General features: G+C 62.9%; 15 protein-coding genes, 1 tRNA gene and 1 pseudogene. 7 read left to right on the top strand and 10 right to left on the bottom strand.

Going from position 1 to position 14,604, the window contains the following annotated elements:
- Nucleotides 1-2 precede the first annotated feature (2 nt).
- From Q0C17_RS06415 to Q0C17_RS06430, 4 genes are all read right to left on the bottom strand, one after another.
- Entirely contained in the window at nucleotides 3-2,309 is a 2,307-nt protein-coding gene (locus tag Q0C17_RS06415; RefSeq protein ID WP_291203080.1) for a glycosyltransferase family 4 protein, read from the bottom strand.
- A gap of 342 nt (nucleotides 2,310-2,651) precedes the next feature.
- Nucleotides 2,652-2,741, bottom strand: a tRNA-Ser gene (locus tag Q0C17_RS06420).
- 90 nt (nucleotides 2,742-2,831) lie between these two features.
- Nucleotides 2,832-3,527 carry a hypothetical protein gene (locus tag Q0C17_RS06425; protein WP_291203083.1) on the bottom strand — a complete coding sequence of 232 codons (696 nt, stop codon included), beginning with the start codon at nucleotides 3,525-3,527 and terminating at the stop codon, nucleotides 2,832-2,834.
- An 11-nt stretch (nucleotides 3,528-3,538) separates the two neighbouring features.
- Nucleotides 3,539-4,990 (bottom strand): Wzz/FepE/Etk N-terminal domain-containing protein, encoded by a 1,452-nt coding sequence (locus Q0C17_RS06430; protein WP_291203086.1) that lies wholly within the window; start codon nucleotides 4,988-4,990, stop codon nucleotides 3,539-3,541.
- Nucleotides 4,991-5,120: 130 nt separating this feature from the next.
- Here Q0C17_RS06430 and Q0C17_RS06435 point away from each other — a divergent pair, with 130 nt between their 5' ends.
- The gene (locus Q0C17_RS06435; protein ID WP_291203089.1) at nucleotides 5,121-6,062 is read left to right on the top strand and encodes a 2-oxoglutarate and iron-dependent oxygenase domain-containing protein; all 942 of its coding nucleotides are present in this window, start codon (nucleotides 5,121-5,123) and stop codon (nucleotides 6,060-6,062) included.
- 112 nt (nucleotides 6,063-6,174) lie between these two features.
- Nucleotides 6,175-7,311, top strand: a complete 1,137-nt coding sequence (locus tag Q0C17_RS06440; protein ID WP_291203092.1) for an aminotransferase class I/II-fold pyridoxal phosphate-dependent enzyme — start codon at nucleotides 6,175-6,177, stop codon at nucleotides 7,309-7,311.
- 16 nt (nucleotides 7,312-7,327) lie between these two features.
- Here the strand turns inward: Q0C17_RS06440 and Q0C17_RS06445 are convergent, their stop codons facing one another.
- The 3 genes from Q0C17_RS06445 to thiS all read right to left on the bottom strand — a co-directional run bounded on the left by Q0C17_RS06445 (nucleotide 7,328) and on the right by thiS (nucleotide 9,106).
- The gene (locus tag Q0C17_RS06445) at nucleotides 7,328-7,969 is read right to left on the bottom strand and encodes an HAD hydrolase-like protein (RefSeq protein WP_291203095.1); all 642 of its coding nucleotides are present in this window, start codon (nucleotides 7,967-7,969) and stop codon (nucleotides 7,328-7,330) included.
- Nucleotides 7,970-7,977: 8 nt separating this feature from the next.
- Entirely contained in the window at nucleotides 7,978-8,763 is a 786-nt protein-coding gene (locus Q0C17_RS06450) for a thiazole synthase (protein WP_291203098.1), read from the bottom strand.
- A gap of 130 nt (nucleotides 8,764-8,893) precedes the next feature.
- Nucleotides 8,894-9,106, bottom strand: coding sequence for a sulfur carrier protein ThiS (gene thiS / locus Q0C17_RS06455; RefSeq protein ID WP_291203101.1), 213 nt, complete (start codon nucleotides 9,104-9,106; stop codon nucleotides 8,894-8,896).
- A 60-nt stretch (nucleotides 9,107-9,166) separates the two neighbouring features.
- Here thiS and aroQ point away from each other — a divergent pair, with 60 nt between their 5' ends.
- The 5 genes and pseudogenes from aroQ to aat all read left to right on the top strand — a co-directional run.
- Entirely contained in the window at nucleotides 9,167-9,619 is a 453-nt protein-coding gene (aroQ, locus tag Q0C17_RS06460) for a type II 3-dehydroquinate dehydratase (RefSeq protein WP_291203104.1), read from the top strand.
- Nucleotides 9,616-10,095, top strand: a complete 480-nt coding sequence (accB, locus tag Q0C17_RS06465; protein ID WP_291203107.1) for an acetyl-CoA carboxylase biotin carboxyl carrier protein — start codon at nucleotides 9,616-9,618, stop codon at nucleotides 10,093-10,095. The genes aroQ and accB overlap by 4 nt, the downstream gene beginning before the upstream one ends.
- A gap of 4 nt (nucleotides 10,096-10,099) precedes the next feature.
- A complete protein-coding gene (accC, locus tag Q0C17_RS06470) occupies nucleotides 10,100-11,488 on the top strand; it encodes an acetyl-CoA carboxylase biotin carboxylase subunit (protein WP_291203110.1) in 1,389 nt (462 codons plus the stop codon).
- 18 nt (nucleotides 11,489-11,506) lie between these two features.
- On the top strand, nucleotides 11,507-12,331 hold the full coding sequence (locus tag Q0C17_RS06475; RefSeq protein ID WP_291203113.1) for an enoyl-CoA hydratase-related protein: 825 nt from the start codon (nucleotides 11,507-11,509) through the stop codon (nucleotides 12,329-12,331).
- Between the two features lie 58 nt (nucleotides 12,332-12,389).
- Nucleotides 12,390-12,968: pseudogene (gene aat, locus Q0C17_RS06480) on the top strand (leucyl/phenylalanyl-tRNA--protein transferase); the annotation flags it as partial.
- 29 nt (nucleotides 12,969-12,997) lie between these two features.
- Here aat and Q0C17_RS18155 read toward each other — a convergent pair.
- From Q0C17_RS18155 to Q0C17_RS06495, 3 genes are read right to left on the bottom strand one after another with little or no spacing between them, the layout of a single operon-like run.
- Nucleotides 12,998-13,579, bottom strand: coding sequence for a DUF2155 domain-containing protein (locus Q0C17_RS18155; RefSeq protein WP_366914769.1), 582 nt, complete (start codon nucleotides 13,577-13,579; stop codon nucleotides 12,998-13,000).
- Complete coding sequence (locus Q0C17_RS06490) at nucleotides 13,576-14,109, bottom strand: outer membrane lipid asymmetry maintenance protein MlaD (RefSeq protein ID WP_291203119.1); 534 nt, start codon at nucleotides 14,107-14,109, stop codon at nucleotides 13,576-13,578. The genes Q0C17_RS18155 and Q0C17_RS06490 overlap by 4 nt, the downstream gene beginning before the upstream one ends.
- Complete coding sequence (locus tag Q0C17_RS06495) at nucleotides 14,102-14,494, bottom strand: NADH:ubiquinone oxidoreductase subunit NDUFA12 (protein ID WP_291203123.1); 393 nt, start codon at nucleotides 14,492-14,494, stop codon at nucleotides 14,102-14,104. Before Q0C17_RS06495 ends, Q0C17_RS06490 begins: the two co-directional genes overlap by 8 nt.
- Nucleotides 14,495-14,604 lie beyond the last annotated feature (110 nt).

Consider the following 14,604-nt stretch of genomic DNA (forward strand, 5'->3'; position numbering starts at 1 on the left):
ACTCATACGAAAGCAGCCTGGCGGCTGTCACCCGGTACGTCTTTGCGTGGCGCTTTGTCCATCTCTTCGAGGAAAGCCTGATAGGTGCAAATAGACATCTGAAAGGCCAGAAGCGATTCAGCCCCGGCGTTCAGGTTCAAGCCCGACCTGTTGAGCCCATCATGGCAAAGGCCCGTTACCGGATCCACCAATGAAAGTTCGTGGCTGTTTTGCCCGTAGAACCAGGAAAACAAAGTCTTCGCCCGGCGCCACCATTTCGTATCACGCGTGACGAGAAACGCTTGATAACAGGCGTCCAGCATGGCCGCCGCTTCAATCGGCTGCTGATCGTTTGGCAGTGGCGGCAGTCTCAAGCGACCGAAAGACTCGGCCCCCACCGGCGCAAAGAATCCGTGATCGATCAGCTGAACGTCACAAAGCCATTCAAGGCTTGCGAGCGCTGCACGCACCATGATCCCGGATCCAGACAGGCGCCCCGCGACCAGCAACGCCTGCGGGATCCGTCCGTTATCATAACTCAGCGTGTCTTCCAGCCAGTGCCAGTCATCGGACCGGCACTGCTGGAGCTGGCGCAACAGTTCTTCAGAAAACCGCTGCATCAATCCGGCATACTGGTCGCTCTTGCTGTCGCTCTGCATGAGTTCGGCGCAGCCGAGAATGATGAAGGCCCGGGCACGCGGAGACGTAATCTCTCCCATGCGGTGAACGCACTGCTGCAACACCGTCGCCGCCCAACCCTTGTTTCCCGCATACTGCTCGGTTGCCGCAGCATGTCCATATGCCCAGAACGCCCGGCCCTGGCTGTCCTGCGACGAAGGTTTGGCCTCCCAGGTCCGGTCATAGCCCATGAAATTTCTGAACGTGCCGCTTGTTTCAGCGAAGGAATGCAGGACAAAGCCCGTATAGATGCCATGCAGACGCTCGATTTCCGCACCCATCATGCCGCTTCGAATGAGGTCGTTGACCAGGATCAGGGCGCGCGCGTTGTCATCCACACAGTAGCCGTGATTGCGATCCGGCGCTGAAAACCGGGAATGCTGAAAGATACCGCAATTGTCGGTCATCCGCTCAATTGCCTTGAGCGAGACGGCCGGAAATGCTGGACCATGACGCTCCGAGATATGCGAGATGCGGCTCCGAATCCTGGAGACGTCAGCGATCAGGACTGAAAAACGCGCGCCGAACTCCGGCCAACGTGTATGCTCCGCCCACTGATAGATGCCGTCCCGCGAAGCCTCCAAGGCAGCCCCGTCGCCGAACAGATTCAGCAATGCATTCCGGATTGCGCCCACGTCCGCCGGCGGCACCAGCGTTCCGGGGCAGTCTGCGAAGACTTCCTGAGCGTGCCAGTACGGTGTTGAGATGACGTGGCAGCCGAGTGCCAGTGCGTAGCTGAGCGTGCCGGAAGTTATCTGCGCTTCGTTCAGGTAAGGCGTCACGTATACATCGCTGGCCTGAAGATAGTCAAAAAGCTCCTCGTTCTCGACGAACCGGTTCACGAAGCGGATGCTGCCGACAACGCCCAGCTTCTCTGCAAGCGCCTCCAGCGACTGGCGGTAGGCTTCTCCCTCACGTGCGACGAGGTGAGGATGGGTCACGCCCAGGATCACATATATCGTCGAAGGATACTGCTGGAGCACTTCAGGCATCGACTGGATCACCGTCTCGATGCCCTTGTTCGGCGAAAGCAAACCAAACGTAGAGATCATCCGATCCGCCTCGATTCCTAGTTTGGCGCGCATTTCGCGCGGATCAACCTGCGGGCGGGTAGGTGCGCCGTGCGGGATTACGGCGATCCGGTCGAACGTTGCGCCGTAAACGTCGCGCAGCATGTCGGCGCCGCGCTGCGCCATGACGACGAGCCGGTTCGATCGGTGCAGCAGCCGGCGCATGACCCGAAGCTGGTTGTAATCGGGCCGCTCCAGAACGGTGTGGAAGATCGTGATGACCGGCACCTTCACCAGAGCCAACAACGTCAGAAGAAACTCGCCTGCCGGGCCGCCGAAGATGCCGAACTCATGCTGAATGATCAGGCAGTCGGGCTTCTGCGCGTTGATGATCGCCGCCGCATCGACATAAGCACCCAGGTCGTGCTGCTTGAGAGTGGCAATTACCGGATCTTCAAAGCGAATATCCTGAGATCCGTCGTCCATCGCGATGACCGACACGTTCAGATCGCACCCGACGGAGCGAATCGCTTCAACCGTATCTTGCGTGAACGTTGCTATTCCGCACCGGCGCGGCGGGAAGCAACCCAGCACGATCACCTTGGCCGTTCTAGCCGGGCCACCTTTCTGGATGTTGGTCATTTGCAATCCGCATGTCAGTGGTAACCTTTCGCAATGACGTGCAGCTGCCTGCAAGGTTCCATTCCACCGGCAGGCTCGACCTTTCGGTTGCGTCATCCCTGTCGCAGATGGCGCCGCACAGATCCGGAATGACGTGTCCTTCGACTTCAGGCGTCGCTGAGGCTTCCAACAAAATGGACTGGTGTTCGCGGCAAACAAGCGCTCTTCATCGGGGAACAGTCCTGCGGCCTCGGATTGCCGAAATCATCCGCCATCTGCGACCGCCCCGCTTACGCGTCGCGACTCCATCGCCATCGTGATATAAATATCTTATTTATACAAGGTATTGCACAGACAAGAACGTGGCGGAGAGGAAGGGATTCGAACCCTCGATGGAGTTACCCCCATACGCCCTTAGCAGGGGCGCGCCTTCGACCACTCGGCCACCTCTCCAGCGCGAAACAGGGGTCTATTGAAACCCCTCCTGCTTCGCAAGCCCTGCATGCCGTAGAAACCAAGAAAGCTGACCGGAGGCCCTTCAGGCTAGCTGAAGGTCTCGAACCGGCCTGCCATCAGGGCGTCCTCACGGATACGGTTCATCACGACGCCGATCACATTCCCGCCCTGAGCCTCCACATCCTGGCGCAGCGCCGAGACGTCCGAGGCCGATGTCGCGTCCGCCTTCACGACCAGCACGACCGCATCCGTCTGAGACACGAAGGAAAGACCGGCGCGGGTGCGCTCAAGGGCCGGCGCATCGATCACGACCCAATCCGCCGCCGCACGCAGCGCGCTCCACCAGGCCGGACCGGGCCGCAAGCGCACCCTTTGCCCGGCAGCAAGTCGGTCACTTCGAAACCGCGTCACCAGAAGCCGGTGACCATCGATCTGATGGGCGTTCAGCAGCTTTCCATAGGATATATCCGCCTCGTGGCCAGCCACGGTATAGATCTGCTCGGTGCCGAGCGAGGCATCCAGCGCGTGGCCCGGCCGACCGACATCCTTGAGGATGCCCTGCGCAAACGACGTGTACTGATAATTCCGCCGGATGTCGAGATCGACCAGCCATGCCGTCCGCACAGCACGGCTCGCCGCCATCAGTGCGAACGAGGCCGCCACGCTGCTCGTGCCTTCGCCCTTGTGCGCAGCGATGAACATCACGACACGCCCGCCCTTCGCCGGCGCAACGTGAGACGCGGCCCGCCAGAGGCCGGAGAGATCTTGCCGGAGGTCACGCATCCCGGGCACGCTCAGCGCTTTCCGATCACGGCGAGCACCGGCAGCCCCAGCGTCCGCTCCAGCGAGCCCGGTGTGGCAAAGCCCCGCTTCGATAGAGCCTGCATGAGCCCCGCTGCCAGCGCCGCCAGCGCCGCCAGCAACAGCGCGAGCAGAAATGCCGGCGCCTTCAGGCTTGTGCCTGCCACCGGCGGCGAGGCCGGCTCCAGTACCCGGATGGTATTGGCCCCGCGCAGCGTCAGCGCATTGCGCGTACGCACGTCGACTTCCTGCTCCGACAAGGCCTTGATCGACCGCTCGGCCACTTCCCGCCGGCGTTCAAGTTCTTTCAGGTCCGGTGCCAGTTCGACCAGACGCCGCTGGCGCACCTCAAAGCTCGTGATCTGCGTCTTAAGTTCCGCTGCCTGCTCCCTCAAGGCCTGGACTTCGGACTGCAGCGTCGCCATCGCCGCTTCGACTTGCTGATAGAGCGGATTGGGGCCACGGCGCACCAGACCGCCCGCGCCCGCTCCGGCGGCCATATAGGCTTCGGCCTGCGCAATCTGGTTGTCGAGCTCCCGCACCACCGGCGAATGCGCCCCATAGCGCGCGGCTTTCTCGTTGCGGTCGAGGCGCATCGTCATCAGCATCTGCTGGCGTGTGTCCTCGACATAGAGGTCCTGATCTTTCGGGATCGTCTCGATCTGACGGCGATAGTTCGCCAGCTGCGCTTCGGCCTGCCGCAGACGAGATTGCGTCTCCAGCAGGTCACCACTGGCCGCCTGGTAAAGCTGGCGCAGCGTATCGCGCTCGGCGGCAAGGTCGGTCAGGTTGTTCGTGAACAGATAATCCCGGATTGCCGCATCCAGTTCCGTCAGGTCTTCCTCGAACCGCTCGCGTTGTTCGCGGAAGCCGTCGCTCCGCGTGTCGGTGTAGACCTCTGCGCGGTATGCGAGGTAGGCCGTCACCACTGCGTTCAGCAGATCTGCGGAAACCACCGGATCAGCATGCGCAAAGCTCGCCGCAATGACCGGGCTGTCCGGCGCACTCTCCGCCACCAGCCCTTGCAGCACCGCTTCGGCGCCAAGCTGGGCACACAACTCCGGCTTGCAGCTGAGCGCAATTCCCGGATAGGCCCGCGCCAGCGTCACCTGCTTCACCGCCGCCTGCGCCACCACCGGGCTGCGCAGCAGCTCTGCCTCTGAGCGCACCAGCGCCCCCAGATCGGCAGGCGCCGCGCCTGCCGGAAAGGCATACCCGTCGCCGGTCGCAACCATCAGCCGCGAGGTCGCCGTATAGCTGCTCGGAAGCGAAAACGCTGCCGCTACACCGATCGCGGCCAGCGGCGAAAAGATTGCCAGCATCAGCCATTTCGCGCGCCACAGGTGGACGGCCAGATCTAGCCCGTTCAGCCGCGGGCGGAGGTGCCCGGACTGGCGCGCCGGTCTCGCCGCCGAACCTCGTTTGCCTGCGCCGGCTTGCGGCATTTTTTGTCCTGACCCGGATCGACTTTAAGCCTTAAGGCTTCGCATGGCCCCTTTGATATTTCCTTAATCATTAAGACCCGCGTCAGCTGGCCCCCTTTCTGGCGGCTCCGGCTTCTGGCAGACTACCCTCATGAACCAGTATTTCGAACCGATCCCCTATTCGCTCTGGCACTCCGACAAGGCCGCCTTCTCCGCTGCGCTCGGCCGCTCTTTCCGTGAAACCGGCTTTGCGGTGATCACCGGCCACCCGGTTTCGCAGAAAACCATCGACGACAACCTCGCCGCCACGAAGGCCTTCTTTGCACTGCCCGCAGATGCGAAGGAAAAATACCATGACGCTCCCGGCGGCCGCCAGCGTGGCTACACCCCCTTCGGCACCGAGAATGCCAAGGGCCAGGCGCAGGCCGACCTAAAAGAGTTCTGGCACACGGGGCGCGATCTGCCGCCCGCCTCCCCCTACCGCAACACGATGAAGGACACGCCTGCCGTGTCCGAAGTGGCGGATTTCGACCAGGCCACCCGCGCCCTTTACGCGGCGCTCGATTCCTTCGGCGCCGAGCTGCTTAAGGGCGTCGCCCTCCATCTGAACCTTCCGGAGAACTGGTTCGCCGACAAGGTCAACTTCGGCAACTCCATCCTCCGTCTGCTGCATTACCCGCCTCAGACAGAGCCGCCGCCGGAAGGCTCGGTCCGCGCCGGCGCGCATGAGGACATCAACGTCATCACGCTGCTTCTCGGCGCCGAGGAAGCCGGCCTTGAGGTGAAGCACCGCTCGGGCAAATGGCTCGGCGTGAACCCGCCGCCGGGCGCGCTCGTCATCAATTGCGGCGACATGCTGCAGCGCTACACCGGAGGGGTCCTGCCTTCGACCACCCACCGGGTCGTCAACCCGGCTCCGGAACGGTCGCGCTTCCCGCGCTACTCGACGCCTTTCTTCCTGCATTTCAACCAGGACTTCCCGATCGAAGCGCTGCCTGGTTGTCTCGCCGAAGGCGGCAAGGCCGAACCCCCGATAACGGCTCAGGACTTCCTTATGGAACGCCTGCGCGACATTGGGCTGGTAAAGGCCTGATCTGGCACAACCGGCGCCGCGTGCGCCGGTTTTTGCCTGTTCTGGCGGGCATTCCCACGGCACGATTCTTGAGTACCTGAACGGAGCCTGCGCCAGAAGGGGAGGCTCCACGATGCCAGCTATGGGGTTTTGTGAGTGGATCGCCGCCGGCCGCGCCATAGCAGAAGGCCAGCTCACCCGGTATGGCAACAAAGCTCACTTCACCGATGAGGTTGAGCAGGAGCTCTGCCAGCTCACCGGGGCAAAGCACACCCTCACGGTAACCTCCGGTACCAGCGCCCTGATCGCTGCGCTAGCGGCGGCCGGCATCGGCCCGGGCGATGAAGTGCTCGTTCCTGCCTATACCTGGATGGCCACCGCCGCCGCGCCAGTCATGGTCGGCGCCGTCCCGATTCTCGTGGATATCAACGAAACACTGACCATCGATCCGGAAGATATCGAACGCAAAATCACGCCCTACACGCGCGCGATCATTCCCGTGCATATGGGTAACGCGCCGTGCGACATGGACGCGATCATGGCGATCGCTCAGAAACACGGCCTCATTGTCATCGAAGATGCCTGCCAATCAGTCGGGGTGCGCTACAAGGACCACCACCTTGGCGCAATTGGCCACCTCGGCGCCTTCAGCTTCAACAAGATGAAGAACCTCAATATCGGCGAAGGCGGCGCAGTCCTCACCAGCGACGACCAATTCTACGCCCGCGCGCGGTCCTATCACGATCTCGGCGCGATGATCCGCGGCCATGAGGAACGCTACAATCAACCGGACTTTGTCGGCACCAACATGAAGGTCAATGAAATCCAGTCTGCCATGCTGCAGGTGCAGCTTCGCCGGGTTCAGCCGATGCTGGACCAGATGCAAAAGCGCCGCGCGATGATGGCCAGCATTTTAAGCCACAGCGACGACTTCGTGGTCACGCCGCACAATGATAACGACAATGCCGTCAGCCTCACAATCCTCGCGGCCACACGCGAAGCGGCCATCGAGCTGCAAGGGCAGCGCGGCGTCTGGAGTCGCCTGTACGACTGCTCCAGGCACATCTACACCAACTGGGAACCCATCCTCACTCAGCGCACGTTCCACCCGAAAATGAACCCGTGGAAGTGGGCGAAGCGCGACATCACCTATTCACCGGACATGTGCACCCGCACGCTGGATATTCTCCAGCGAACCTGCGTCGTGAACCTGGGGCTCAAGTATCCTTCTTTCGTGATGCAGAAAGTCGCCGAGCGGATCGCCGCGTGAAGCGCGCCCCGGCCGGTCAGGCCTTTCCGAGGAAAACCCTTAGCTCTTCCACAGTCTCGAAACAAAAGTCCGGCGCCGCCGCATCCAGCGCGGGCTTCATGCTGAAGCCCCACGCCACTGCCGCCGTCCTTAGGCCTACTTCGCGCGCCGCTTCAATGTCGCGGATTTCGTCGCCCACGGTCAGCGCCCGTCCTGGCGTCACTCTCAGTTTGCCCAGCACGTCGCGAAAATGCTTCGCCTTTCCGAACATGCCCGCGCCGCAGCTCCAGGCATGAACCCGCGCGCTCAGCTCCGGCCCTAACGCTCGGCGCACGTTCACCTCTGCATTGGACGAGACGACCGCTATCTTCACGCCCTTGGCTGAAAGAAGTTCCAGAATCTCCGGAATACCGTCGAACAATGGAAACGCAGCAGCCTTCGCGGCGCGCTTTCGCACATGCACGGCAATCAGAACCAGCTTCCAGCCGGGTATCTTCAGTATACGCATCACTTCGCGCGGCGGCTTGTGACGCAGGATCTCCAGTTCTTCCTCGTCCGGGCACCGGAACCCGAACCGCCGCGCCAGATCCGGCAGGATCGACCGGAACCACGCCGCGCTGTCGGCCAGCGTGCCGTCAAAGTCGAAGATCAGGAGATCGTAGGCGCGCGCGGTGTTCAAGGGCGGCCCTAAATCAATCCGGCGAGCGGTGAGCTCGGGTCTGCGTATTTCTTCTTCGGCATCCGGCCGGCGAGATAGGCCTCGCGCCCTGCGATCACTGCGTGTTTCATAGCGCGCGCCATGCGCACTGGATCTTTCGCAGCGGCAATAGCCGTATTCATCAGTACGCCATCACATCCCAGTTCCATCGCAATCGCGGCGTCTGAGGCCGTACCGACGCCCGCATCCACAATCACTGGCACTCTGGCGGCTTCCACGATCAGGCGGATGTTCACCGGGTTCATGATGCCGAGGCCTGAGCCGATCAACGAGCCGAGCGGCATGATCGCGCAGCAGCCCGCCTCTTCCAGCAGCCGCGCATAGACCGGATCGTCCGAGCAGTAGACCATGACCTCGAAGCCGTCCTTTATGAGGGCTTCGGCCGCCTTCAGCGTTTCCGGCATGTTCGGATACAGCGTCTTCTGGTCCGCCAGCACTTCCAGCTTCACGAGGTTCCAGCCGCCGGCCTCCCGCGCAAGACGCAGCGTGCGCACCGCTTCGTCGGCCGTGTAGCAGCCCGCTGTGTTCGGCAGATAGGTGAACTCGGTCGGCTTTACGAAGTCAGACAGGATTTCCTGGCTCTTGTCGGAGAGGTTCACCCGGCGCAGCGCCACGGTCACTATCTCGGCGCCCGCCGCGCGGGCCGCGTCGGCGTTCTGCTGATAGGAGGCATACTTCCCTGTGCCCACGATCAGGCGCGAGGCATACGCCTTGCCGGCGATGATGAGCGGGTCGTTTGATTGCGGTTCAGACATGCGGGCTGATCTGGCCGTCCCTGATGCAGGCGTCAACACACCCTGCGAGAAACGTCCCGGCCGGATCCGCCAGTGTCAAGCACTCCGGCCATTCGTGCAGACGGCTTCAGGGCGGGTCTGGCGCCCGTTTTCAGCCCCCGCCAACGAACTGGACCAGCTCCAGCTGGTCGCCCTCTTCGAGCACTGTGAGGGCATGTTCGGACTTTGGCACGATCTCCCGGTTGCGCTCCACGGCGATGCCGCGCGGGTCGCGGCCGGTCTCGCCTGACAGGCGAAGAACCAGCATCGCCACAGTGGTTCCGGGGGCAATTTCGAGCGCTTCGCCGTTGAGGATGATTTTCATGGCAGCCTGCCTTCTGTTGCCCTCTTGCAACACGCGGCGTTCCAGCGCAAACGGAGGCCCATGTCGAAACCGGTATATGTCCTCGGCGGCCCGAATCTCAATCTGCTCGGCACCCGCGAGCCCGAGATTTACGGCCGGGATACCCTGGAAGATATTCACGCCCGGCTGCGTTCGCAGGCGCAGGGCACTTCCCTCGTGCTGCGCCAGACCAATTCCGAAGGCGAACTCGTCACCTGGGTGCAGGAGGCCGGCCGCGAGGCCAGCGTCCTGATCCTCAACGCGGCCGCCTATACCCATACGTCCATCGCCCTTCATGACGCCTTGAAATCACTCAAGATTCCCGTCATTGAAGTCCATCTGTCCAATCCCTCGGCGCGCGAGGCCTTCCGGCACGTTAACTATGTTGCACCTGTTGCAACTGCTACGATTGCCGGGCTAGGTGCCTACGGATACGAACTCGCGCTGGGGGCCGCCATGCGGCTTTCCGGTCAGGGAGGAGCTGAAAAAAAATGAGTGCTGCCAAGAACAAGCTCGACACGGGCCTCATCCGCGAACTTGCCGCCATCCTCCGCGAGGGAGACCTCGGCGAGATCGAAATCGAACATGATGGTCTGAAACTCCGCGTTTCGCGCCAGTCGTCTCATGTCGTGCACGCCGCCGTTGCTACGCCAGCTCCGGCCTATGCCCCCGCGGCCCAAGCTGCCCTACCGGCTCCGACCGGCCCCGGCTCCGTTGCCGTCGCCTCTGCCGCCCCGGACAATGCCGTGAAATCCCCGATGGTCGGCACCGTCTACCTCTCGGCCGACCCCCAGTCGAAGCCCTACGTCAACATTGGCGACAAGGTGAAGAAGGGCGACACGCTGATGCTGGTCGAGGCGATGAAAACCTTCAACCCGGTCGAGGCTGACCGCGCCGGCACCGTCAAAGCCATCTACGTCCAGAATGCCCAACCCGTCGAATACGGCGAACCCCTCGTCCTGATCGAATAGTTCGATGCCCGAGCACCGCCCAATTCATAAGGTCCTGATCGCCAACCGCGGCGAGATTGCGCTGCGTATTCACCGTGCGTGCAAGGAAATGGGATTGATGACGGTCGTCGTCCATTCCGAGGCTGACCGCGATGCGATGGCCGTACGCCTGGCGGACGAAAGCGTTTGCATCGGCCCGGCGCCTTCGTCGGAAAGCTATTTGAAGAAGTCCCGGATACTCGCGGCCGCCGAAATCACCGGCGCCGACGCGATCCACCCCGGCTACGGCTTCCTGTCGGAGAACGCCCAGTTTGCCGAGATGGTGGAAGCCCACGGCCTCGCCTTCATTGGCCCGACGGCAGAACACATCCGAATCATGGGCGACAAGATCGCCGCCAAGCAAGCGATGATCGCCGCCGGCGTGCCCTGCGTGCCCGGCTCCGAAGGCGCGCTCGAATCGATTTCGGAGGCCAAGAAGGCCGCCAAGAAGATCGGCTACCCCGTGCTCGTCAAAGCCTCCGCTGGCGGCGGCGGCCGCGGCATGAAGCTCGCGATGACCGAGGCCGACCTCGAGAACGCGGTAAAAACCGCCAAGACCGAATCGAAAGCCGCCTTCGGTGACGACGCGGTCTATCTTGAGAAATACCTTCAGGGCCCGCGCCACATCGAGATCCAGGTGATCGCAGACACGCACGGCAACGTCGCCCATCTCTGGGAGCGCGATTGCTCTTTGCAGCGGCGCAACCAGAAAGTCTTCGAGGAAGCGCCCTCACCCGCGCTGAACCAGATCCAGCGCGAAGAGATCGGCATGATCTGCGCCCGCGCGATGCAGAAAATAGGCTATCGCGGCGCCGGCACGATCGAGTTCCTCTATGAGGATGGAAAGTTCTACTTCATCGAGATGAACACGCGTCTGCAGGTCGAGCATCCGGTCACCGAGATGATCACCGGCATCGACATCGTGCGCGAACAGATCCGCATTGCCGAAGGCAAGGCGCTTTCCTTCCGCCAGGAAGACGTGATGCTCGTCGGCCATGCCATCGAGTGCCGCATCAATGCCGAGCACCCGGAAACCTTCGTGCCCTCCCCTGGCCTCATCACCGAGTTTCATGCGCCGGGCGGCCCGGACGTGCGCCTCGATAGTGCGGCCTATGCCGGCTACCGCATTCCGCCGCACTACGATTCGTTGATCGGAAAACTGATCGTACACGGACGAACCCGCCGCGAATGCCTGATGCGCCTCAAGCGCTCGCTACAGGAAATGGTCGTCGGCGGCGTCCACACCACGCTCGACCTCCACCGCCGTCTCGTCGACAATGACGATGTCGTCGCCGGCCACTACAATATCCATTGGCTGGAAAAATTTCTGGCGGACGCTAAAGCCGCTGAAGCCGAGGCAGCGGGCAAGGGCTGACAGCGAAGGACCGGGGATATGGGCGATACCAGCAACCGCACCCCGGCGTCCCCGGCGCCTATTCTCCAGACGACCACGGACGGCGTTCTCACGATCACGCTGAACCGGCCCGATGCTCTGAACTCCTTGAACCGCGCCTTGATGGAGCAGTTCCGCGCCGCGCTCGCGGTCGCCTCTGCTGACGCATCCGTCCGGGCCCTGATCATCACCGGCGCCGGGCGCGGCTTCTGTGCCGGCGCAGACCTCGTCGAGCAATCCGACACGCCGCCGGTCTCGCGCGGCCAGGGCATCTCGGACGGGATGACCAGCCACTTCAACCCGCTGGCGCGCGATCTTGCGGCATTCCCCAAGCCGACTGTCGCAGCTGTAAACGGAGTGGCCGCGGGCGGCGGTGTGGGACTCGCGCTCGCCTGCGACATCGTTCTGGCCGCGAAGTCAGCAACTTTTATCCAGGTCTTTGCACCCCAGCTCGGCCTGGTGCCCGACATGGGTTGCTCCTGGCACCTGCCCCGGCTCGTCGGCGCCGCCCGTGCGCGCGGGCTCGCCCTGCTGGGTGACAGGCTGCCCGCCGAAACAGCCGCACAATGGGGCCTGATCTGGCAGGCGGTCGAAGACGGCTCCCTCCTCCCGCAAGCTGCCGCATTCGCCGCAAAACTTGCCGCCGGCCCGACCCTCGGCCTGGTCCGCACCCGCGAAGTCCTTGCCGAGGCCTTCGACAACGACCTCGCCGCCCAGCTCGAACTGGAACGACGCACGCAGTTCGAACTCGGCAACACAGATGATTTCGCCGAAGGCGTCCGTGCCTTCACCCAGAAGCGCCGGCCGAAATTTACCGGACAATAGCGCCGGCCCGTCCAATCGCCGCGTTTACACCGCTCGCGGCGCGACCCATATCTGCCGCATGTCCGCGCGTTTCTCTTCGGAAGACCTGCTCGCCTGCTACCGGCGGGGCGTCTTCCCCATGGCAGACTCGCGCGATGATCCGCGCCTGTTCCTTGTAGACCCTGAACAGCGCGGCCTCCTGCCGCTGGACGCTTTCCACATTCCGAAGCGCCTGAAGCGGCGCATCATCCAGGACCCGTTCCGGATTTCGGTCGACACAGCCTTCACGCGCGTCATCGAGGCCTGCGCCGAGCCGCACGACGCGCGCCCGAATACGTGGATCAATTCCGGCATCATCAACCTCTACAGCGCGCTGCACCGGCAGGGCCATGCGCACTCGGTCGAGTGCTGGGACGGCGATACGCTGGTGGGCGGGCTCTACGGCGTGGCGATCGGCGGGGCCTTTTTTGGCGAGAGCATGTTCTCGCGCGCCACCGACGCGTCAAAGATTGCCCTGGTTCATCTCGCCGCGCGCCTGATTGATCGCGGCTTCGTGCTGCTGGACGCGCAGTTCTACAATCCGCACCTAGACCAGTTCGGCCTCATCGAAGTCTCGCGCGAAGAGTTCCGTGCACGGCTGAAACGTGCGCTGAAGGTCAACGCCAGTTTCCACCCGCTTCCGGCAGATCAGTCGATCGGTTCAGGTTCGGCCGGAACTTCCTCAATCACCGGCGCTTCGTCCGTCTCGGCAACGCCGGCCGGCATGTCGTCCACCAGCGGCTCGTCGCCGAGTGGCACGATCACGCGGTCCGGCAACTTCACTGGCGCGGGCGCTGTGCAGCGGATAACCCAGATATCATAAACCGGGTGCTCGAGCGCGCTGAGGCCGGGCGAAGACGCATACATCCAGCCTGAGAACACGACCGGATTTTCGGCGGCTGCCAGCGTCGCGGCGGCTTCCTTGTCGCCGCCGGTTGCGGATTCAAGCTGCTCTTCGGCGACGGGGCGGGTGGAAGAAATACGCAGGAAGGCCGCGCTTTCCGGCACTTCTTCAGGCGGTGTCTGGAAACAGCTCTTCAGGTCGATACTGAGCGATCCGTACACAACCGGCTCGCCAACCTTAACCACGATGTCCGTCGAGCGGCCTGTGATCTTGTCGAGCGCGCGCAAGGTGGCGCGGTCCTGCTTGGCATAGGTCGCCGCCGCCGCAAGGCCGGCCAGTGACAGTCCCACCGCCGCAATGGCGGCGCCGCGAAGAAGCAATTTCATTCCACAGTCTCCAGCGGATCATCAAGGGCTTCAAGATCGTCAAGTGCAGGATCGTCCGTAGACGTATCGTTCGAGGAACCACTGCCGCCCGAAGCAAAGGAGGCAAACAGCGTCAGCAGGTCGACGCTGCCGCGTGTGTACTGGATCTGGCCGGTGCCATCCTGGGGGATGTTGTCAACGCCGCCGCCAGGCTCCAGCGCGATAAAGGCGCCGCCCAGCAGGCCATCGGTCGAGACGCGTGCGTCGGTATCGTCCGGCAGAACCCATTTGGTATCGAGGCTGAGCGTCAGTACGGCTTCAAAGCGTTCCGGGTCGCCCTCGATGGCTTTCACAACGCCGGCCTTAACGCCGGCAATGCGAACGTCCGAACCACGCGCCAGTCCTGACACGCTGTTGAAGCGCGCCGTAACTTCATACTGCGAAGAGCCGGTCGAAGCTTCCCCACCGCGCGCCAGCGCGAACCACAGGAAGAAGGCAGCCACGCCGACGACCAGCGCGCCGATCAGCGTTTCAAAGAAGGATTCACGCATCCGGTTTCCAGGCCTCGTAATCAGCGTCGGATTTCTGGCGGTTGTCGCCAGCTGCCATGCTGCCCTTCGGCTTGGTGGCGTAAGGCGTGCCGGTCATGTTTGGGGTATGGTCCGTTTCCCATTCTCGCCGGTCCAGCGGCATCTTGGTCGGCGGCGTATCCAGCGTGTGGTGCAGCCAGCCATGCCAGTCGGCGGGCACCTTCGACGGCTCGGCCAGACCATTGTACATGACGTAGCGGCGCCGGCGCCCTTCGGTCGAGGGCTTGCGCTCCTCATAGTAGCGGTTGCCATACTCGTCGGTGCCGATCTCGTTCGAGCGTCGCCCGATATCGAAGGCAGCCCCCACCGTATGACCGCTCCACCAGGTGAAAATGTGTTTCAGCATGGGGGTTTCCTGACCTCACTTGATGGCCGCAATATGGCCCTGCGGCGGCAGTTAATCCATCCACTGCCTGCAGGCAATCTACCCTGTGGGGCGCCCCTGCCCGGGCTTGC

The sequence above is a fragment of the Hyphomonas sp. genome (assembly GCF_022844445.1).
Classification (GTDB): Bacteria; Pseudomonadota; Alphaproteobacteria; order Caulobacterales; family Hyphomonadaceae; genus Hyphomonas.